Consider the following 21,100-nt stretch of genomic DNA (forward strand, 5'->3'; position numbering starts at 1 on the left):
GCCGCTGCTGCCGCTCCCGCCTGCAAGACGCCCAATGCCGCCACATCCCCGCTCAGGCGCCGCTCCACGCCTCCCGGTTGATCGCCGCGGCCGGTGCGCGGCGCGGCGCCTGCGTGCGCGCCAGGTGCTCCAGCGCGGGTTCGATCACCTCCGCCAGCTTGAGGAAGGCCGGCGCGATCTCTGCGTCCGGCACGCAGGCATAGCCCAGCAGCAGGCCCTGGCTGGCGGCCTGGGCGGGATTGGCGAAATAGCGCGACAGTGGCCGCGTCGACAGGCCCTGGGTGCGCGCGGCCATGCTGATGCCGAGATCGTCGGCCCCCGGCGGCAGGTGGATCACCATATGCAGGCCAGCCTCATGCGTGGAAGTGGGCCAGTCCGCGCCAAAGCGCGCCGCGATGGCTTCGCGCAGCAGGCCCTGGCGTTGCGCGTAGCGCTGCCGCATGCGGCGGATATGGGTGGCGTAGTGTCCTTGCTCGATGAAGTCCGCCAATACCGCCTGCTGTACCAGCTGCCCCTCGCGGAACAGCTCCGACAGCCCGGTGGCGAAATGCGGCGCGAGCGGTTTGGGCAGCACCATGAAGCCCATGCGCAGGCCGGGAAACAGCGTCTTGGAGAATGTGCCCATGTAGATCACGCGGTCGTGTTCGTCCAGCCCCTGCAGCGAGGCCAGCGGCCGGCCCTCGAAGCGGAATTCGCTGTCGTAGTCGTCCTCCACGATCCAGGCGCCGCGCTGGCGCGCGTACTCCAGCAGCATGCGCCGGCGCGACAGGCTCATCATCATGCCCAGCGGGTACTGGTGCGAGGGCGTGGCGAAGATAAAGCGCGGCGGATTCTGCAGCGTGGCCGCATCCGGTGCGATGCCTTCGCTATCGACCGGCACCGGGATGGTCTCGATGCCGGCGCTGTGCAACAGGCTGCGTGTGCCCCAGTAGCCCGGGTCTTCCATCCAGGCCTTGTCGCCGGGGTCGCCCAGCAGGCGGGCGATCAGGTCGATGGCCTGATGGATGCCGGTGGTCAGGATGATCTGTTCGGGCTCGCAGCGTACCGAGCGCACCAGCCGCAGGTGTTCGGCCAGCACCCGGCGCAGCGGCAGATAGCCACCGTTGTGCGCATACGTCAGTAGCTCGGGCCGCGGCGCGCGCCAGTGCTTGTTCAGCAGCCGTGCCCAGACCGCGTGCGGAAACAGCGAGACATCGGGCACGCCCGAAACAAAGGCACCCCATTGGCGATCCGATGCACCGGAATGCGACACCAGATGCTGGCCGCGCCGCGACAGCGTGAAACGGGTCGGGTTTTGCTGCGGCGCGGGCACAGCGATGGTGCCGCTTTTCGCCCTGATGTTGTGCAATGCACTATGGTCGGGAAAACTCTGCGACACGAAGGTGCCACTTCCGCTCGATGCTGTGACATACCCTTCCGCGAGCAACTGCTCATAAGCGTAAAGCACGGTATTGCGGGAAACCCCTAGCTCTTTCGACAGCATCCGCGAAGCGGGCAGCTTGCTGCCCGCAACCAGTGATCCAGCAAGGATCTCCTGGCGAATGATCTCGTAGAGCTGGCGGTTCATATGCGCGCCGTTTTTATCCATCGCGCCTTCGGCGGGCCGCTCCAGACGCTGCAGCAGCAGCTCCGACAGAATCGTCTCTTTCAAAGTGGCCCCGCGCAAAAGGAAAAATATGGACCTATGTATGGTACCAACGATCGGCTAACTTTCCACACATCCTGTGTCGGCCGTCGTTTTCCTCGACGACGTTTTGCCGATCCGGTCGATTCGATTCCCCTCCGGACACGTTTCTCATGCGTGCGCCGGACAGCCAGTGGAGCCACTTATGCAACGTCCTGCAGGCAGTCCCGATTTGTCCGCCACCGCCGTCGCTTCTCATCCCGTGCTGTCCACCGGCGACATCGCCGCGGCGGTGCGTGCGCTCGAGCCGTACATGGTGCGCACGCTGTCCGGGTTCGTGGCGGCAGCGAGCCCTTCGGGACAGGAGCAGCCGGCGGTGACGTTCATGGAAGGCGCGTTGCGCGAGCTTGGCCTCGAGCCCGAGCGCATCTACCTGCGCAGCGAGACGCTGAAGGACCTGCCGCTGTATTCGCCGCCGTGTTGCCCGGACGGCGGGCGCTACAACCTGCTGGCCACGCACCGGCCGGCGGGCAAGGGCGGCCGCTCGGTGCTGTTCAACGGTCACCTGGATGTGGTGCCCACCGGCCCCGAGTCGATGTGGCGCCAGTCGCCGTACGCGCCCTTCGTCGAGGACGGCTGGCTGTTCGGCCGCGGCGCGGGCGACATGAAGGCCGGCATCGTCTGCACGCTGGCCGCCTACAAGGCGCTGAAGGCGCTCGGCGTGCAGCCCGCGGGTGCGGTCGGCTTCAACTCCGTGCTGGAGGAAGAGAACACCGGCAATGGCGCGCTCGCCACCGTGGCTGCGCTGCGCAGCGCGGTGGGCGCCGGCAAGCTGGCTGCCTTCGATACCGTGGTGATTCCCGAGCCGCTGGGCGAGAGCCTGATGAGCGCGCAGATGGGTGTGTTCTGGATGTTCGTGGAGCTGACCGGCCGGCCCGCGCACGCCGCCTATATGACCAGCGGCGTGAACCCGGTCGAGGCCGGCATCGAAGTGATGGCCGACCTGCGCAAGCTGGAGGCGGAATGGAACCTGCCCGAGAACCGTCCCGCCGTGTATCGCGAGCACGCCCACCCGATCAATTTCAACCTCGGCCAGATCCAGGGCGGCGAATGGAATTCGTCGGTGCCCTGCACCTGCACGCTGGGCGTGCGCATCGGCTTCTTCCCCACCATGAGCGTGACCGATGCCAAGGCGCGCGTGGAAGCCACCGTGCGCGCCACGCTGGCACGCCTGGCCAGCAATCTGCAGCTCGATATCCGCTATGAGGGCTTCCACGCGCCGGGCTGCGAGTTCGATCTCGACGTGCCCAGCATGCAGGCGCTGGGCGAAGCACATCGCAAGGTCAATGGAGAGGAAGTGCGGCGCGAAGCCACCACCGCCACCACCGATGCGCGGCATTTCCGCCTGATGCTGGAAACGCCGGTGACCTGCTACGGGCCGCAGGCACGCAACATCCATGGCATCGACGAGTCGGTCTCCATCGAGAGCATGGTGCGCGTTGCCACCACGCTCGCTCAGTTCATGCACGACTGGTGCGGTGTCGAACCGGCCACCAGCTGAGCAAAGCGCCGCCATGGCGGCGCGCGACATCTCATGCGGCTTGACGGGGCGGCATGAGGCGCCATGGACTCAAGCCATCGAAGCTCGTTGTCATCCGCATCAGCGGCTCACGATCACTACCATAGGAAACCGACCGATGAAACATCTCACCCAACACCTGAAAAAGAGCTTTGGCAAAAGCCTGGTGTCGATGGCGCTGGCCACTGCCGGCCTGGCGCTCGCCCCGGTGCTGTTGCCCGCCGGCAGCGCCGTCGCGCAAACCGCAGGCGGCACGCTGTCCGCCATCGTCCAGCCCGAGCCGCCGGTCCTGATCAGCGCGATGAACTCGCAGGCGCCCACGCAGTACGTGGCCGGCAAGATCTACCAGGGCCTGCTGACCTACGGCCCGGACCTGAAGCCGCGTCCCGAGCTGGCCAGGTCGTGGAAGATCTCGCCCGATGGCCTGACCTATACCTTCGAGCTGCAGAGCGGCGTGAAGTGGCACGACGGCAAGCCCTTCACCTCGGCCGACGTGGTGTTCTCCATCGACAAGATGCTGCGCGAGGTGCATGTGCGCACGCGCGCGGTGCTCAACAAATACATGGAGTCGATCCGCGCGGTCAACGACAGCACGGTCGAGATCAAGCTGAAGGAAGCGTTCCCGCCCTTTATCTCGATGTTCGAGACCGGCACCATGCCGATGATGCCCAAGCACATCTACGACGGCACCGACTACCGCAACAACCCGGCCAACCAGAAGCCCGTCGGCACCGGCCCCTTCATGTTCAAGGAATGGAAGAAGGGTGCCTACATCAAGCTGGCGAAGAACCCCAACTACTGGAAGAAGGGCAAGCCCTACCTGGACGAGCTGGTCTTCTACGTGATCCCGGATTCGGCCTCGCGTGCGGTGGCGTTCGAGAAGGGCGACGTGCAGGTGCTGCGCGGCGGCGACGTCGACAACGTGGACGTCAAGCGCCTGCGCGCGCTGCCCAACGTGGAATACACCACCAAGGGCTGGGAGCTGTTCTCGCCCATGTCGAACCTGCTGATGAACATGCGCAAGCCGCCGTTCAACAACGTGAAGGTACGCCAGGCGGTGATGCACGCGCTCAACCGCCAGATGATCGTCAACAACATCTTCTTCGGCATGGGCAAACCGGCGGTCAGCCCGTTTGCGTCCGCCACGCTGTTCTTCGACAAGAACACACCGGCTTATGACTTCAACCTGAAGAAGGCGCGCGAGCTGATCAAGGAGTCCGGCGTCAATGTGGGCCAGTACCCGGTCAAGATCCTGTCCTCTTCCTATGGCGCCAACTGGGACCGCCTGGACGAGTACATGAAGCAGATGCTGGAACAGATCGGCTTCAAGGCCAGCATCGAGTCGGCCGATGCCGGCACCTGGTCCAGCCGCGTCAGCAACTGGGACTTCGACCTGACCGCCACCTACACCTATCAGTACGGCGACCCGGCGCTGGGCGTGGAGCGGCTCTACGTGACCAAGAACATCGTCAAGGGGACGCCGTTCGCCAATGTGCAGGGCTATAGCAATCCGCAGGCGGACGAGCTGTGGGCCAAGGCCAGCATCACCATGGACCCGGTCGAGCGCCAGAAGCTCTACACCGGGGTGCAGAAGATCCTGATGACGGATGTGGCCGCGGGCAACCTGTTCGAGCTGGAGTTCCCGACGCTGTACCGCAAGAACGTCAAGAACCTCGTGACCACCGCGATCGGCCTGAACGAGTCGTTCGACAACGTTTCCATCGAGAAGAACTGAGTACGCCGAGGATGCCGAGTACGCAAGTACGAAGCCGCCAGTAGTTCGCGTGCCGGGCAAGCCGCCCGGCACGCGCAAGATGGTGCCGGCCAAGCCAGCCGCCGCCGCGATTCCCCGGAATCCGCGGCGGCGGCGCGGCCGGCCCGGGCCCAGCGTTTGCCCGCGTGGAGCATGCCGTGAATTTTCTCTCTTTCCTGCTAGCCCGTCTGTGGAAGGCCCTGGTGGTCGTCCTCGGCGTGGTCATCATCAATTTCTTCCTGATCCGCATGGCGCCGGGAGACCCCGCCACCGTGCTGGCGGGCGAGGCCGGCGCCGGCGATGCCGCCTTCGTGGGCCAGTTGCGCCAGCAGTTCGGTCTCGACCAGCCGGTGCTGACGCAGCTCGGCATCTACCTGAAGGGCGTGGCCAGGCTCGATCTCGGCTACTCCTATCGCAATCACCTGCCGGTCCTCGACCTGATCCTGGACCGCCTGCCCGCGACCATCGTGCTGATGAGCGGCGCCTTTGTCTTCTCCCTCGTGCTGGGCGTGTTCCTGGGTGTGGTCTCCGCGCGAACGCGCTATGAGAACAAGCGGCGCTGGATCGACAGCGCGGTGATGTCCGCGGCGCTGCTGCTGTATGCCACGCCGCTGTTCTGGCTGTCGCTGATGGCCATCATCCTGTTCTCGGTGGTGCTGGGCTGGCTGCCGGCGTTCGGCATGGAAACCATCGGCGCCGGCTATACGGGCCTGGCGCGCATGCAGGATGTGGCGCTGCACATGATCCTGCCCACCGTCTCGCTGGGCTGCTTCTTCATGGCGGTCTATGTGCGCCTGACGCGCGCTTCGATGCTGGAGGTGATGGGCATGGACTTCGTCAAGACCGCGCGCGCCAAGGGCGTGCCGGCCGGCCGCGTGATCCGCGTGCATGTGCTGCGCAACGCGCTGCTGCCTGTGATCACCTTTGCCGGCATCCAGCTGGGGCAGATGGCCGGCGGCGCGGTGCTGACCGAAACCGTGTTCTCCTGGCCGGGCATCGGCCGGCTGATGTTCGATGCCCTGCTGCAGCGCGATTACCAGCTGCTGCTCGGCATTTTCTTCGTCACCTCGGCGCTGGTGGTGTTCTTCAACCTGGTGACCGATATCGTCTACCGCTTCATCGACCCCCGCATCTCGGTGGGCGGCAAGGGAGCCGCGGCATGAAAGCCTTTGCACAACGTTACTGCCGCAACTACGGTGCGGTGATCGGCCTGATCGTGTTGCTGCTGGTGGTGGCCGTGGCGCTGCTGGCGCCGGTGCTGTACCAGGACTCGCCCTGGCTGATGGTCGCCGATCCCCTGGTGCATCCCTTCGCGGACGCGGCCTATCCCTTCGGTACCGACATGCTCGGGCGCGACATCACCGCCGGCATGCTGTACGGCGCGCGGGTCTCGCTGCTGGTGGGCGTGATCTCCACCGGCGTGGCGCTGGTGTTCGGCATCCTGGTCGGCTCGGTGGCCGGCTATTGCGGTGGCCGCATCGACGACGCGCTGATGCGTTTCACCGAGTTTTTCCAGACCATTCCGCAACTGGCGATGGCGGTGGTGATCGTGGCCATCTTCAATCCCACCATCTATTCCATCGTGGCCGCCATTTCCGTCGTCTCCTGGCCACCGGTGGCGCGCCTGGTGCGCGGAGAATTCCTCACCCTCAAGCAGCGCGAGTTCGTGCAGGCGGCGGTGGTGATCGGGCAGAAGCCGCTGCGCATCATCCTCACGCAGATCCTCCCCAACGCCATGTCGCCCATCATCGTGTCGGCCTCCTTCATGGTGGCCACCGCGATCCTGACCGAGTCGGCGCTGTCCTTCCTGGGCCTGGGCGACCGCAACATGATGAGCTGGGGCTTCATGATCGGCGCGGCCCGCACCATGATCCGCGAAGCCTGGTGGATGAGCGTGTGGCCGGGCGTCGCCATCCTGCTGACGGTGCTGTCCATCAACCTGATCGGCGAAGGGCTGAACGACGCCATGAATCCGCAACTGCGCCGCCGTGGCGAGTAAGCACAAGGAAGAGCCATCATGCAAGCACCCGTCAAGCCAGCGCTGCTGTCCGTGCGCGACCTCACCATCGCGCTGCCCGCGGGCGGCGATCGCACCCATGCCGTGAAGAATGTGAGCTACGACCTGCACGCCGGCGAGATCCTCTGCATCGTCGGGGAATCGGGCTCGGGCAAGTCGATGAGCGCCAACGCCATCATGGGCCTGCTGCCGCCCTACCTGAAGCCGCAGGGCGGCCGGATCCTGTTCCAGGGCCGCGACCTGCTGGCGCAGGATGAAGAGACCCTGCTGTCCATGCGCGGCAAGGCCATGGCGATGGTGTTCCAGGAGCCGCTGTCGGCCCTGAACCCGGTGATGACGGTTGGCGACCAGATCGCCGAGGTCATGCGCGTGCACGATGCCTGTCCGGGCGAGGCGCGGGCGAGTCGCGTGCTGGAACTGCTGGCCTTCGTCGGCCTGCCCGACCCCGCCACGCTGATGCACAGCTATCCGTTCCGGCTCTCCGGCGGGCAGCGCCAGCGCGTGGTGATCGCCATGGCGCTCGCGCTGGAGCCGGCGCTGCTGATCGCCGACGAGCCCACCACGGCGCTGGACGTCACCACGCAGGCACAGATCCTGGCGCTGATCAAGCGCATCCAGGCGGAGAAGGGCATGGGCGTGATGTTCGTCACGCACGACTTCGGCGTGGTGGCCGAGATCGCCGATCGCGTCGCGGTGATGGAGCAGGGCGTGCTGGTGGAAATGGGCACGGCGCAGCAGGTGCTCAACCACCCGCAGCATCCCTACACCCGAAGGCTGATCGGCGCCGTGCCGCACGGGCGCGCCAAGGAGCGCGACCTGCACGTGGCCGAGACGGTGCTGGAGGTGCGCGATCTGCGCAAGACGTACGCCTCCGGCGGCGGCTTGTTCAGCAAGAAGCGGGTGGTCAACGCCGTGGACGGCGTGAGCTTCAGCGTGCGGCGCGGCCAGACGCTGGGGATCGTGGGCGAATCCGGCTCCGGCAAGTCCACCATCGGCAAGTGCCTGCTGAAGCTGACCGGCATCGACGGCGGCGAGCTGCTGTTCGATGGCCAGGATATCGCGCGCTTGACGGAGCGGCAGTTCCGGCCGCTGCGCAGCGATGTGCAGATGATCTTCCAGGACCCGTTCGCCTCGCTGAACCCGCGCCATACGGTGGGCCGCATCATCACCGACGGCCCGGTGGCCAACGGCGTGCCGCCGGCCCAGGCCCAGGCCCGCGGCCGCGAGCTGCTGCAACTGGTGGGGCTGGAGCCTTCCGCCTTCGACCGCTATCCCAACCAGTTCTCCGGCGGCCAGCGCCAGCGCATCGGCATCGCGCGCGCGCTGGCGCTGGAGCCGAAGCTGCTGGTGGCGGACGAATCCGTCTCGGCGCTGGATGTCTCGGTGCAGGCGCAGGTGCTGCAACTGCTGAACGACCTGCAGAAGCGGCTCGATATCGGCCTGATCTTCATCACGCACGACCTGCGCGTGGCGGCGCAGATCTGCCACCACGTGATCGTGATGCACAAGGGGAAGGTGGTGGAGTCCGGCCCGCCGGGCCAGATCTTCGATGCCCCGCGCCACGAATACACGCAGCGCCTGATTGCCGCCATTCCCGGCAAGGCATGGGATCCGACCCTGGTTCGCGCAGCCGCCTGAGCCCGGCGCCGGCCCCGGCACGCACAACCCCGACAGCACAACCCCGACAGCACAACCGATATCGATATCCAAGATGGAGCAACCGATGAAGAATGCCGAACTGGTCCGCCGCAAAGATGCCGCCACGCCCCGTGGCGTCGGCGTGATGTGCAATTTCTACGCCGAGCGCGCCGAGAACTCGGAGATATGGGACGTGGAAGGCAAGCGCTATATCGACTTCGCCGCCGGCATCGCGGTGCTCAACACCGGCCACCGCCACCCGCGCCTGGTCGAAGCCGTGCAGCGCCAGCTGGAGCGCTTCACGCACACCGCGTACCAGATCGTGCCTTACGCCAGCTATATCGAGCTGGCCGAGAAGATCAACCAGCGTGCCCCCGGCCATTCGGCCAAGAAGACCGCTTTCTTCACCACCGGCGCCGAAGCGGTGGAGAACGCCATCAAGATCGCCCGCGCCGCCACCGGCCGCCCGGGCGTGATCGCCTTCTCCGGCGGCTTCCACGGCCGCACCATGATGGGCATGGCGCTGACCGGCAAGGTGGTGCCGTACAAGGTGGGCTTCGGTCCCTTCCCCGGCGAGGTGTTCCACGCGCCGTACCCTTGCGCGCTGCACGGCGTGTCGGTGGAGGACGCGCTCAAGGCCCTGCAGCAGCTGTTCAAGGCCGACGTGGATCCGCAGCGCGTGGCCGCCATCATCTTCGAGCCGGTGCAGGGCGAAGGGGGCTTCAACGTGGCGCCGCCCGCCTTCGTCAAGGCGCTGCGCGCGCTGTGCGACGAGCACGGCATCCTGCTGATCGCCGATGAAGTGCAGACCGGTTTCGGCCGCACCGGCAAGCTGTTCGCGATGGAGCACTACGACGTGGCGCCGGACCTTACCACCATGGCCAAGAGCCTTGCCGGCGGGATGCCGCTGTCGGCGGTGTGTGGCCGTGCCGAAGTGATGGATGCACCGGCCCCCGGCGGCCTGGGCGGCACCTATGCCGGCAACCCGCTGGCGCTCGCCTGCGCGCTGGCGGTGCTCGACGTGCTGGAAGACGAGCAACTGATTGCGCGCGGCGCGGCGCTGGGCCAGCGCCTGGCCGGGCGCCTGGAAAGCCTGAAATCGCGTGTGCCGCAGATCGCGGAAGTGCGCGGCCTGGGCGCGATGGTGGCGGTGGAGTTCCGCTGCGCGGATGGCACGCCGGATGCGGAGTTCACGCGCGAGGTGCAGAACCGCGCGCTCGGGCAGGGTCTGCTGCTGCTGTCTTGCGGCGTGTACGGCAATGTGATCCGCTTCCTGTTCCCGCTGACCATCAGCGATGCGGTGATGAACGAAGGACTGGATATTCTCGCCGACGCGCTCACCCGCTGAGGCGCGAACCGGCTGAAAAGTGCAACGAGAGACGAAACCGATCATGCAACTCAAAGACCCCACTCTGCTGCGCTCGCAGGCCTTCATCGGCGGCCAGTGGCAGGACGCCGACAGCGGCGCCACCTTTACCGTCACCAATCCCGTGGACGGCTCGGCGATCGGCACCGTGCCGCTGATGGGCGCCGCCGAAACCGCCCGCGCCATCGAGTCTGCCCGCGTGGCGCAGGCGGCATGGCGCCGCAAGACCGCCCGCGAGCGGGCGCAGGTGCTGCGCGCCTGGTACGGCCTGATGCTGGCGAATGCCGACGACCTTGCCCTGCTGATGACCACCGAACAGGGCAAGCCGCTGGCCGAGGCGCGTGGCGAGGCCCTCTATGCCGCGTCCTTCCTGGAATGGTTCGCCGAGGAAGCCAAGCGCGTCCATGGTGACGTGCTGGCGACGCCGGCGGCCGACAAGCGCCTGCTGGTGGTCAAGGAACCGGTTGGCGTTTGCGCGGCGATTACGCCGTGGAATTTCCCGCTGGCGATGATCACGCGCAAGGCCGGCCCCGCGCTGGCCGCGGGCTGCGCGATGGTGCTCAAGCCTGCCGAGGACACCCCGCTGTCCGCGCTGGCGCTGGCACTGCTGGCCGAGCGCGCTGGCCTGCCGGCGGGCCTTTTGAGCGTGGTGACGGGCGACGCCGCCAGCTCGATCGGCATCGGTGGCGAGCTGACCGCCAGCCCTGTGGTGCGCAAGCTCAGCTTTACCGGCTCCACCGAAGTGGGGCGCATCCTGATGCGCCAGTCGGCGCCCACCATCAAGAAACTGTCGCTGGAGCTGGGCGGCAATGCACCGTTCATCGTGTTCGACGACGCGGATCTCGATGCCGCGGTGGAAGGCGCCATGGCTTCCAAATACCGAAATGCCGGCCAGACCTGCGTCTGCGCCAACCGCCTCTATGTCCACGACAAGGTATACGACGCCTTCGCCCGGAAGCTGGTGGCCGCGGTGGCAGAGCTGAAGGTCGGCCCCGGCGTGGAGCCCGGCGTGCTGCAAGGCCCGCTGATCAACGAAGACGCGGTGGCCAAGGTGGAGCTGCATATCGCCGACGCGCTTGCCAAAGGCGCGCGCGTGCTAGCCGGCGGCAAGCGCCACGGCCTGGGCGGCACCTTCTTCGAGCCTACCGTACTGGCGGACGTCACGCCGGCCATGCGGGTGGCGAAGGAAGAAACCTTCGGCCCGCTCGCGCCCCTGTTCCGTTTCACCGCCGACGACGAAGTGGTCGCGATGGCCAACGACACCGAGTTTGGCCTGGCGTCGTATTTCTTCAGCCGCGATATCGGCCGCATCTGGCGCGTCGCCGAGGCGCTGGAGTACGGCATGGTCGGCATCAACACCGGGCTGATCTCCAACGAGGTGGCGCCGTTCGGCGGCGTCAAGCAGTCCGGCCTGGGCCGCGAAGGCTCCTCGTACGGCATCGAGGAGTACCTGGAGGTCAAGTATCTCTGCATGGGCGGTGTCGACCGCTAAGCCGTCCTTTGTCATCACGCATACCGGAGAGCATCATGAGCAGACCGCAAGCCGTTCCCACCGTGCAGGTCGACAATGACCGCGTGGTCGTCACCGAGTGGCGCTTCGCGCCGGGCGCCGAGACCGGCCATCACCGGCACGGCTACGACTACGTGGTGGTGCCGATGACCACCGGCGCGCTGCGCCTGGAGACGCCGGCCGGCGAGGTCGTCAGCCAACTGGTGGCAGGCCGTGCCTACTACCGCGGCGCCGGCGTGGAGCACAACGTGATCAACGCCCACGAGGGCGAATGCGTGTTCGTGGAGATCGAGATCAAGCAGGCCGCCGCGCAGCCCCCGGCGACGGGCAGCTGACGTGCAACGACAGGTGTCACCTCAAGAAAAATCATGCGCGCCTTCTTTTCGGATGAGCAACTACTGCACCAGCCCCGCCAGTTCATGCGCGCGGGCCGCCTGTGCGAACCCACCGACGTGCCTGCCAGGGCCCATGCGCTGCAACGCGCGCTGGCCGGGCGCGGCATTGTCCTGGCTGAGCCGGCCGATTTCGGCCGCGCGCCGCTGGAGGCCGTGCACAGCCCGGCCTATCTCGATTTCCTGGGCTATGCCTTTGAGCGCTGGATGGCGCTGGCGCGGCCCGGCTTCGAGCCGGGCATCGAGGTGCTGCCCAACCTCTCGCCTTACTACAACGGCCGCGTGGACCAGTCGCGCCGCGCGCCGTGCCCGACCGATTCCATCATTGCCCAGGCGGGTTACTACCTGGGCGATCTGAGCGCACCGCTCGGTCCCCACAGCTGGCGCTCGATCCTGCGCTCGGCGCACAGCGCCATAGCCGCGGCGCAGTACGTCTGCGAGCAGCAGGACCGGCAGGGCATTGCCTATTCGCTGTCGCGCCCGTCCGGCCACCACGCGCACAGCGACCGCGCGGTGGGCTTCTGCTACGTCAACAACTCGGCCCTTGCCGCCGAAACCCTGCTCAAGCGCTTCGGCAAGGTAGCGGTGCTGGACGTGGACGCGCATCATGGCGACGGCACCCAGCAGATCTTCTACCAGCGTGCGGACGTGATGACGATCTCGCTGCACGCCGACCCGAGCGCGTATTACCCCTTCTATACGGGCTATGCCAACGAGCGTGGCTATGGCGCGGGCTATGGCTACAACCTGAACTTCCCGCTGCCGCACGGCACCGGGGATGCCGGCTTCCTGGGCGCGCTCGACAACGCTCTCGACGCCCTGCGCGACTACCGCCCGCAGGCGCTGGTGCTGGCGCTCGGGTTCGACACGTATATCCACGATCCCATCAGCGTGTTGCGGGTGGGGCTGGACGCCTATCGCGGCATCGGCGAGCGCGTCAATGCGCTGGGCGTGCCCACGGTGGTGGTGCAGGAAGGCGGCTACGAGGTCGAAGCGATCGGCCCAGCGCTCGATTCCTTTCTGTCGGGTCTCGTGCCGGTCATGGCCTGAGGGCCGTACGCGCAGCCGCGATCCGGCCTGGTTCCGTGCCTCATGTTTGCTCCCCTCTCCCGCTTGCGGGAGAGGGGAGCAAACACCATCATCAATGCGGACGGCTTTGGCGCCTCCTGCCGGCTTCGGCCAACGTTGGCGAGATGACAGCTACATCATGCGGCGGGAGAAGTTCCCCTGTTCCGCGCCTGCCATCAGGTCGGCGAACTGGTCGGCGCTCATATGGACCAGTTGCTGGTGGTCGCCTGCCTCGAAGAATACTTCCGGCTGGCCGAGCAGGCTGCTGTCCAGGTAGGTGTGCATGCCGTAGGCCATCGCCACCGGCGGGATGGCGCCAAGATCGCAATCCTTGAAGACTTCGCGGATCTCTTCCTCGTGGGCGAGTACCAGCGTGCGGCCGGTTTGCGCGCAGATGGCCGCGAGGTTGAGGTGGTGGCTGGACGGAATCACGGCGGCCACATAGCCGATGTCATCCTCCAGCAACAGGGTCTTGGCCAGGCGATCTCCGGGAACGTGCGCAGCCTCCGCAGTGGCCATGCTGCTGAGGGTGTAGGGATGGCGGATGGTGTCGAAACGGCTGTTCCTGCTATTCAGGCAATTTGCCAGGGTGGTAGCCAAGGCCATGATGCGTCTCCTTCGCTGTACGTTGCGCACGGGCCGTGGCTGGCCCCTGCGTTTCCTACTATAGTTCGTGCCCCTGGCCGCGGCGGTACGGCGTTCTCATCGGTGCATGCCCTATGCCTCTTCGTCCGCATCCGTGGGCAGCGCCTGCCGCGGTTGCGGCCACAAGGCCTGCAACTCGGTCTTGAGGAAGTTGAGCAGGTAGCGCGTGGCCATGGTCTGGTAGCGGTTAGGCATGGTCAGCATATAGAGCCGGCTGCCGAACACGCTGATGCGATAGTCGGGCAGCACGGGTACCAGGGTGCCGGCTTCGAGTTCCGCTGCGACGGCATAGAGCGGGAAGATGCCGAGACCGAGATCGCCCAGCACGCCGTCCTTGAGGAAGGCGAAGTTCTCCGAACTCAGCGTGGGTTCCAGCGCCACCTGTTCGCGCGCGGCGCCGTTGCCGCGCGTGCCGAAGGCCTTCAGTTTCTGGCCGATCGGCGAGGCGCAGACGATGGCATGGTCCCGGAGGCCGGCCAGTTCGCGCGGGGCGGGCTGCGTGGAGAGGTAGCCGGGCGAGCCGCATACCACCCATTCGACCACGCCGATCTCTGTCGCGACCACCGAGTCCGGCGGTGTCGAGATGATGCGCAGGGCCACTTCCACATCTTCCGACACCAGGTTGTGGATGCGGTTGTCGAACACCACATCGAGCGTGATGTCGGGGTAGCGGTGCTTGAACTTCACCAGCAACGGGGACAGCATCGAATGGCCCAGCCCGGTCGGCACCGACAGCCGCACATGGCCTTGCAGGCTCTTGCCCATGCTGGTGATCAGCGCATTGGCCGCGGCCACCTCGCCCAGGATGTTGCGGCCGTGCTCGTACAGGCCCGCGCCTACCGGCGTGGGTTCCACGTGGCGGGTGGTCCGGCGCAGCAACTGCACCCCAAGCGCTTCTTCCAGCGCCTTCAGGTGGTAGCTCACATTGGCGCGGGTCATCTTGAGCTTGCGTGCCGCCGCGGAGAGGTTGCCGGCGTCGACGATATCCACGAAAAGACGTAGGGCGTTAAGGTCCATGTGGCGCTTGAATTTCTCGGGTGAACGCGTGCCGGCGGGCGCGGGCACGGCAGACAGTTTAGCGTTTTATGGCATTGCGACGGGCTGGTGCGCTGGTGGTACCGGCGCGCACGCCAAGGGCCATCATTGACCGCCTGAATGCGGAAAGCAGGAATTTCTTTACCGGCGCCGCGGTGAAGGCAAGGCTGGGCACGCTTCAGCTTGAACCGCTGCCTTCAAAGCCGGAGGCCGTAAAGGAGGGGATGCGACGCGACGGCAAGGCATGGGGTCCGCTGCTCCGGCAACCCGGCCTGGGCAACGACCAGACAAGACGAATCGACAAAGCGTCTCGATCAGGCGTCGCAATTAGCCGGCGCAATCGGACGGCTCGACAAAACGACCAGGAAAAACGGCAAAGGGATCGCTTCAATGCCAAAACTCAGCAAAGCTGTTCGGGACAGCCGCTATCGGAAGATGGCCACCTTGATGGATGAACTCCATGTCGGCGCACTTATTCTTACGAGTGGCCATTTTTTCAGCTCGCGACCGACTTCCATACCGATGTGCTGTTCAATATCGTGATTCCCCCGCTCAATGGCCTCGCCATCGAGAACGAGCGCACCTGGTTCCGTGGCCGGCCTGGCAACGAGCAGGTAAAGCTGTGGATCTCCGTCAGGAATGCGAATGAAGCAGCCATTGCCGCGGTCCGCACCGGTCATCCGGTGAACGCGATCGATGCCGCAGCGCAGGCGGAAATCGAAAAAGCGGGGTTTGGGGATTTCATTAGCCATCGCACCGGCCACGCGATCGGCAATCATGCGTATCCGGAGGATATGGCCTTTTGCCACTGGCCTTTGCTTGATGACGAGGTGTATTTGAATCTATGCCTACGGCATTGGCGGATTCCGGCTGGACGATACGGTGGTGGTCGGACAGACGCCGCGCACGCTGACGTCCACGCCCGAGACGCATGGAATATGCGACGGCGCGATAGGCGCCGACAGCGCCGTAGCCGCACGTCCATCACCTTCTACGCGGCGGCAGCCTGCCGGAAGGTCCAGGCTGCCGTATTCCCGAGCCTGGCGCCGTAATTCCCATTGGCAAAAAGGAAAAATGCACCGGGGGGATTCCAATAGCCCGGAGGCGGCGTATCAAACGGCCTGCAGACCCTCCGGGCCAAGCGCTTGCGCACCTGCCGCGATGTCTTGCCAATGCATTCCTACCAATGCAGGGTAAAGAAAGTCACAAGTATATAAAGACAAGTGCCGCCCGCTATGCACCGGGGTGCAATCCGGCAGGCGACGAGAACCGCCGGAATACGAGCGAAAGTGGAGATTGCTTAGCATTGGACCGGTGTTGCCACCCTGGCACCGGCAATTGGCGGAAACCCTTGCCCACGGCAGCCCTCTTGCCTATCTTATTGTCCATACATTTAAGGTGGCGCTCAGGCATACGGGCTACTGGCGATTGCCGGATTTCCCCAACCAATTGCCTTCTCCGCACTGTCGCCTCATCGGCGCTAGCAGCGCTTTGTCACGGTACCGGGGTGGGACATCAATGCGGCTGGCTCTGGGCGCGCAAGAGATTGGCCGTCAGCCTAACGATTGAATCACCGGATACGGATTCGGAATAGCCGGAGTTTGTCGAGGCTATCGCCAGGCAATCCGGCCGGCAATTGGCCCGAAATTGGCGTGCCTTTGCGCTTTTCAATTCGTGTACAAATCCCGGCTGTTGTATCAACTTCTTACGCGATTACATTTTCTTTAATCAAACGTGGTAGGCTGTGCCAGCAAAATTTCCTCTATCATTGAATTAACACCCGCACCAGGAGATTCAAAATGGCAACTTACAAGCAGCTGATTGCAGAGAAAGAAGCTCTCGAGGCAAAGCTGGCTGAGATGCGTGCGAGCGAAGTGGCTGGCGTGATCGCCCAGATTCAGGGCCTCATGGCTGAATACGAACTCACGGCCGACGATATCGCTCCCAAGCGTCGCCGCGGCCGTCCGGCAGCCGGTGCCAATGGCAAGGCTGCGGCCAAGCCCAAGACCAGCCTGCCCGCCAAGTATCGCGATCCCAAGACCGGCGCCACCTGGACCGGCCGTGGCCGCGCACCGGCATGGCTCGGTAAGAACCGCGCCCGTTTCCTGATCGCCGAAGCCTGATCTGCCGGCCCCGGCCCGTACTGCCCGCCCCTTCGCGGGGCGCGCGGCAGGCCGCTTGCCGCCTGTTTCGAGGCGGCAAGCGGTATCCGCGTCGAAATGCCCCCCGGATTCGCTATGAAAAAAGCGCTGCTATCAGCGTTATTGCTGGCCGCGCCCCTTGCCGCGCATGCCGATGAAAAGCTGCTGTCGAAGCAGTATTCGGCTTGCATGGACAAGCCGGATGTCACCACCGTTGGCATGCACGAGTGCATTGCAGCGGAGACGGCAAGGCAGGATAAAACCCTGAATGCCGCTTACAAAACCTTGCAGCAGGCGATTCTGCCGGCCCGCAAGCCGAAGCTGCTCGATGCCCAGCGTGCCTGGCTGAAATTCCGCGATGCCAATTGCGGATTCCTGGCCGACCCCGATGGCGGCACTCTCGCCGGCGTCAGCGCAGCCGCCTGCGTGATGCAGATGACCGCGGACCGCGCCAAGGAACTCGGCGACCTGGCAACGGAAGCGCGTTAAACCCAGTTAAACCCGGTGTCGCCGGCACGATAAAGTGCCGATGACTGCATTTGACTGTGTTGTCAAATTTGATTATCCATTCTGTTCAAGGTATGTGGGATTGTCAAAGCCAGGTGACGGCGTACCATGTTGGCCACATCGTCGTTTGCCTTGACCGGAGATTCCCATGAGCCTGGATGCAGAATCCTTTTCGCTGCTGCGCGCGTCGGTGCAGCGTTTTATCGACGAACGGCTGAAGCCGGCGGAGGATACGCTCGAGGAAATCGACGACGTGCCGGCGGAGATCGTCGCCGACATGAAGGAGATGGGTCTGTTCGGGATTTCCATCCCTGAGAACTATGGTGGCATCGGCCTGTCGATGTCGCAGGAATGCGATGTGGTGTACGACCTCGGCCATACCGCCTTTGCTTTCCGCTCGGTGTTCGGCACCAACGTCGGCATCGGTTCGCAAGGCATCCTGATGGACGGCACCGAGGCGCAGAAGCAGGAATACCTGCCAAAGATCGCAAGCGGCGAACTGGTCATCTCGTTTGCGCTGACCGAGCCGAACGCCGGCTCCGATGCCGCTTCGCTGCAGACCCGGGCCGAACTGGACGGCGATCACTACATCATCAACGGCACCAAGCGCTTCATCACCAACGCGCCGCGAGCCGGCGCCTTCACGCTGATGGCGCGTACCGGCGGCGCCGGCGCGTCGGGTATTTCCTCGTTTATCGTGCCGGCGAATACCCCGGGCATCTCGCTGGGCAAGCCGGACAAGAAGATGGGCCAGCGTGGCACCAAGACTTGCGACGTGGTGCTGGAAAACGTGCGCGTGCCTGCCGCCAACATCATCGGCGGCGTACCCGGCGTCGGCTTCAAGACCGCCATGAAGGTGCTCGACCGCGGCCGCCTGCATATCTCCGCGCTGGCCTGCGGCATGGCGCATCGCCTGATTACCGATGCCGTGGCCTATGCCAAGGAGCGCAAGCAGTTCGGCCATCCGATCGGCGATTTCCAGCTGATCCAGGCCATGCTGGCCGATAGCCAGGCCGAGCTGTACGCCGGCCTGTCGATGGTGCGCGACTGCGCCCAGCGCTACGACGCCAAGGCGCCCGGCAAGAGCGATCCGGAAGTCAGCATGCTGGCCTCCTGCACCAAGATGTTCTGTACCGAGATGGTGGGCCGCGTGGCCGACCGCGCCGTGCAGATCCACGGCGGCGCCGGGTACATCGCCGAGTACAAGGCGGAGCGCTTCTATCGCGACGTGCGCCTGCTGCGCCTGTACGAAGGCACCACGCAGATCCAGCAACTGATCATCGCCAAGCAGCTCCTGCGCGACTGATCGGCGCAAGGCGAGGGCGAGGCGGGCGCCAGGCCGGTCTCGCCATCCGTATCCGCGCCGATGCCGCATGGCGCCCCTTCGGCGCTCCCTGCAGCGCCCTCGCGCGCGCAATGTCCCGTTGCTTCACCGGACCGCTCCCGATGGCAATTGCCGCATTCAGCCTTCCCGCCTGCACCGGCGGCGTTCCTGCCCGGCAGAACCCCTCAAGCGAGGAAACGCCGCGGCTGCCGGGCATGGGCCCCGCCGTGCCCGCTGCTTCCCTTGCGCCGCAGTGGCAAATGGCCGGTCCCGAACTGGACGACGATGCCATCGGGCCCGATGGCGCGCCCTGTTACCCGATCATCCGGGCCTTGATGGCCGGTGTGGCCGGCACGCCGCCGGATTGCGCGCGCCTGGCGCTCGATGCGGCCGCTGTGCTGGGACGATCCGACCCCGTCTCCTCGGTGCAGGCAAGCCGCCTGCAAAGCTTCGACGGCGCGCTTTACCGGACCGGCACGGGGGCATGGACCATCCTCTACAGCGACAGGCTGGCCGCGCCGGACGTTCGCTTCATGATTGCCTATCTTCTGGGCCGGCAACTGCTTGGCGGCCGCGGCCTGGAGTTCGTGGAGTGTTCGAATGCGGCATTGATGGCGATGCCGGACGATGACTCGCCCGGCGGGCGCGGCTATGCCTTTGCCAGCCGACTGCTGATGCCGATCGATGCCTGCCGGCGGGCCCTGCCGGGTGCGGTGGACCTCGACGTGCTGGCGGCGCTGGCTGGCCGCTTCCGCCTGCCTGTGCTGCATGTGGCGCGGCGCTGGCTGTCCTATACCTCGCGCAGGGCCATGCTGACCCTCAGGCGCGACGGCCGTGAGATGGGCTGCTGGGCCAGTGAAACGGCCTTCGGCCTGCGAGCCGACGACCTCGTCGACGGGCCAGGGGCGCGCATTGCGCTTCAATCGCAGACGCTGGCCGGCGGCATTCGCATCGAGCTGTCGGTGGCGGCCAGGCAGTTGGCAACGCGTGCGGGCATGCATCGGCGCACGGCCTTTCCCGTCTAGCGCAGCGTGCGCAGCTGCCCCCGCCGGCGTCAGTGCCCCATCAGTGCTCGTGGTGCAGGTATCGGGCCTGCCGCGGCAGCCGGAAGCTGACCGCGAACACGACCACCATCATGACCGTCACGTACCAGTAGAAGCTCGATTCGTGGCCGAGGGATTTCAGGTCCAGCGCGACATACTCGGCCGAGCCGCCAAAGATCGCATTCGCCACGGCATAAGCCAGCCCCACGCCCAGCGCGCGCACCTCGGTCGGGAACATCTCGGCCTTCACGATGCCGCTGATCGAGGTGTAGAGGCTGACGATGGCCAGCGCGAGGGAAATCAGCACGAAGGCCACGAAAGGACTGTGGACGCTCTTCAGCGTCGTGAGAACCGGGACGGTGGCGAGCGCCCCGAGCGCCCCGAACAGCAGCATATTGTTGCGCCGTCCGATGCGGTCCGACAGCGCGCCGAAGAACGGTTGCATGCACATGTAAAGGAACAGGCAGCCGGTCATCACGTAGCTGGCGGTCTTGATGGACATGCCCGCGGTGTTCACCAGGTACTTCTGCATATACGTGGTGAAGGTATAGAAAATCAGCGAGCCGCCCGCGGTATAGCCCAGCACCGTGAAGAACGCCGCCTTGTGATGGCGGAACAGCGCGGTCAGGGTGCCCGCTTCCTTGTTCGAGCGGGTGGCTGCGGAGGTGGTTTCATGCAGGGTGCGCCGCAGGAACAGCGCGACGACCGCCGTGACGGCGCCCACCACGAAGGGGATGCGCCACCCCCAGGCCTTGAGTTCCTGCTCGTCGAGGAACTGCTGCAGCAACACCACCACCAGCACCGCCAGCAACTGGCCGCCGATCAGCGTGACGTACTGGAACGACGAGAAGAACCCGCGCTGGCCCTTGAGCGCCACCTCGCTCATATAGGTGGCGGTGGTACCGTACTCGCCGCCGACCGACAGCCCCTGCACCAGCCGCGCCACCAGCAGCAGCGCCGGAGCCCAGGCGCCGATGCTGTTGTAGGTGGGCAGGCTGGCGATCAGCAGCGAGCCGCCGCACATCATCGTCACCGAGATCAACAGCGAGTTCTTGCGGCCATGCCTGTCGGCGAGGCGGCCGAAGAGCCACCCCCCGATGGGCCGCATCAGGAAGCCGGCGGCAAACACGCCTGCGGTATTCAGCAGTTGCGCCGTAGGATCGGACTTGGGAAAGAAGGAGCCTGCGAAATAGATGGCGCAGAACGCGTAGACGTAGAAGTCGAACCATTCGACCAGGTTGCCGGAGGATGCGGCGACGATCGCGTAGACGCGCTTGCGCTTTTCTTCGGCGCTTGGCGGTGCATCGAGCACGGAGGCGGACAGGTCGGTCATGGTTTGTCTCTCCCTTTCCGCGTGTCGCGCCACGCGGCGAAAGCCGTGGTGCGAGATCGGCACGCAGGCTTTCAGTGTAGTGCGAATGCGGCGCAATGCCGGCGGGAAACCGGGGTGCCCTGGAC

At 65.6% G+C, this 21,100-nt stretch carries 19 protein-coding genes; 15 read left to right on the forward strand and 4 right to left on the reverse strand.

Features of this window, described 5'->3' with window-relative positions; genetic code table 11:
- Positions 1-52: 52 nt before the first annotated feature.
- A complete protein-coding gene (gene pdxR / locus AC3FOF_RS20095; protein WP_488727583.1) occupies positions 53-1,651 on the reverse strand; it encodes a MocR-like pyridoxine biosynthesis transcription factor PdxR in 1,599 nt (532 codons plus the stop codon).
- A 178-nt stretch (positions 1,652-1,829) separates the two neighbouring features.
- On the opposite strand from pdxR, the gene AC3FOF_RS20100 reads away from it, so the two are divergent.
- The 9 genes from AC3FOF_RS20100 to AC3FOF_RS20140 all read left to right on the forward strand — a co-directional run bounded on the left by AC3FOF_RS20100 (position 1,830) and on the right by AC3FOF_RS20140 (position 12,929).
- Positions 1,830-3,185 (forward strand): ArgE/DapE family deacylase, encoded by a 1,356-nt coding sequence (locus AC3FOF_RS20100; RefSeq protein WP_488727584.1) that lies wholly within the window; start codon positions 1,830-1,832, stop codon positions 3,183-3,185.
- A 136-nt stretch (positions 3,186-3,321) separates the two neighbouring features.
- Positions 3,322-4,938 (forward strand): ABC transporter substrate-binding protein, encoded by a 1,617-nt coding sequence (locus tag AC3FOF_RS20105; protein WP_488727585.1) that lies wholly within the window; start codon positions 3,322-3,324, stop codon positions 4,936-4,938.
- A gap of 176 nt (positions 4,939-5,114) precedes the next feature.
- Entirely contained in the window at positions 5,115-6,119 is a 1,005-nt protein-coding gene (locus tag AC3FOF_RS20110) for an ABC transporter permease (RefSeq protein ID WP_017228152.1), read from the forward strand.
- The gene (locus AC3FOF_RS20115) at positions 6,116-6,955 is read left to right on the forward strand and encodes an ABC transporter permease (RefSeq protein WP_488727586.1); all 840 of its coding nucleotides are present in this window, start codon (positions 6,116-6,118) and stop codon (positions 6,953-6,955) included. Before AC3FOF_RS20110 ends, AC3FOF_RS20115 begins: the two co-directional genes overlap by 4 nt.
- Positions 6,956-6,973: 18 nt before the next feature.
- On the forward strand, positions 6,974-8,611 hold the full coding sequence (locus AC3FOF_RS20120) for an ABC transporter ATP-binding protein (RefSeq protein WP_488727587.1): 1,638 nt from the start codon (positions 6,974-6,976) through the stop codon (positions 8,609-8,611).
- Between the two features lie 85 nt (positions 8,612-8,696).
- Positions 8,697-9,959 (forward strand): 4-aminobutyrate--2-oxoglutarate transaminase, encoded by a 1,263-nt coding sequence (locus AC3FOF_RS20125; RefSeq protein ID WP_276267880.1) that lies wholly within the window; start codon positions 8,697-8,699, stop codon positions 9,957-9,959.
- Positions 9,960-10,002: 43 nt separating this feature from the next.
- Positions 10,003-11,469: an NAD-dependent succinate-semialdehyde dehydrogenase gene (locus AC3FOF_RS20130; RefSeq protein ID WP_488727588.1), complete on the forward strand. Its 1,467-nt coding sequence runs from the start codon at positions 10,003-10,005 to the stop codon at positions 11,467-11,469.
- 35 nt (positions 11,470-11,504) lie between these two features.
- Entirely contained in the window at positions 11,505-11,822 is a 318-nt protein-coding gene (locus AC3FOF_RS20135) for a cupin domain-containing protein (RefSeq protein WP_017224287.1), read from the forward strand.
- A gap of 33 nt (positions 11,823-11,855) precedes the next feature.
- The gene (locus AC3FOF_RS20140) at positions 11,856-12,929 is read left to right on the forward strand and encodes a histone deacetylase family protein (protein ID WP_276267878.1); all 1,074 of its coding nucleotides are present in this window, start codon (positions 11,856-11,858) and stop codon (positions 12,927-12,929) included.
- Between the two features lie 150 nt (positions 12,930-13,079).
- Here the strand turns inward: AC3FOF_RS20140 and AC3FOF_RS20145 are convergent, their stop codons facing one another.
- Entirely contained in the window at positions 13,080-13,553 is a 474-nt protein-coding gene (locus AC3FOF_RS20145; RefSeq protein WP_017224289.1) for an aminoacyl-tRNA deacylase, read from the reverse strand.
- Between the two features lie 111 nt (positions 13,554-13,664).
- Positions 13,665-14,609 (reverse strand): LysR family transcriptional regulator, encoded by a 945-nt coding sequence (locus tag AC3FOF_RS20150; RefSeq protein WP_017224290.1) that lies wholly within the window; start codon positions 14,607-14,609, stop codon positions 13,665-13,667.
- Positions 14,610-14,677: 68 nt separating this feature from the next.
- On the opposite strand from AC3FOF_RS20150, the gene AC3FOF_RS20155 reads away from it, so the two are divergent.
- The 6 genes from AC3FOF_RS20155 to AC3FOF_RS20180 all read left to right on the forward strand — a co-directional run bounded on the left by AC3FOF_RS20155 (position 14,678) and on the right by AC3FOF_RS20180 (position 19,624).
- A complete protein-coding gene (locus AC3FOF_RS20155; RefSeq protein WP_488727589.1) occupies positions 14,678-15,082 on the forward strand; it encodes a hypothetical protein in 405 nt (134 codons plus the stop codon).
- An 84-nt stretch (positions 15,083-15,166) separates the two neighbouring features.
- Entirely contained in the window at positions 15,167-15,679 is a 513-nt protein-coding gene (locus tag AC3FOF_RS20160; protein ID WP_488727633.1) for a M24 family metallopeptidase, read from the forward strand.
- A gap of 747 nt (positions 15,680-16,426) precedes the next feature.
- Positions 16,427-16,750 carry an H-NS histone family protein gene (locus tag AC3FOF_RS20165; RefSeq protein WP_017224291.1) on the forward strand — a complete coding sequence of 108 codons (324 nt, stop codon included), beginning with the start codon at positions 16,427-16,429 and terminating at the stop codon, positions 16,748-16,750.
- 114 nt (positions 16,751-16,864) lie between these two features.
- Positions 16,865-17,257, forward strand: a complete 393-nt coding sequence (locus AC3FOF_RS20170) for a lysozyme inhibitor LprI family protein (RefSeq protein ID WP_488727590.1) — start codon at positions 16,865-16,867, stop codon at positions 17,255-17,257.
- Between the two features lie 166 nt (positions 17,258-17,423).
- Positions 17,424-18,581: an acyl-CoA dehydrogenase family protein gene (locus AC3FOF_RS20175; protein WP_017224293.1), complete on the forward strand. Its 1,158-nt coding sequence runs from the start codon at positions 17,424-17,426 to the stop codon at positions 18,579-18,581.
- Between the two features lie 140 nt (positions 18,582-18,721).
- Positions 18,722-19,624, forward strand: a complete 903-nt coding sequence (locus AC3FOF_RS20180; RefSeq protein ID WP_488727591.1) for a M78 family metallopeptidase domain-containing protein — start codon at positions 18,722-18,724, stop codon at positions 19,622-19,624.
- Between the two features lie 40 nt (positions 19,625-19,664).
- Here AC3FOF_RS20180 and AC3FOF_RS20185 read toward each other — a convergent pair whose 3' ends face one another.
- Complete coding sequence (locus AC3FOF_RS20185) at positions 19,665-20,975, reverse strand: MFS family transporter (protein WP_017224295.1); 1,311 nt, start codon at positions 20,973-20,975, stop codon at positions 19,665-19,667.
- Positions 20,976-21,100 lie beyond the last annotated feature (125 nt).

It is taken from the genome of Cupriavidus sp. 96C5-1 (assembly GCF_057798855.1).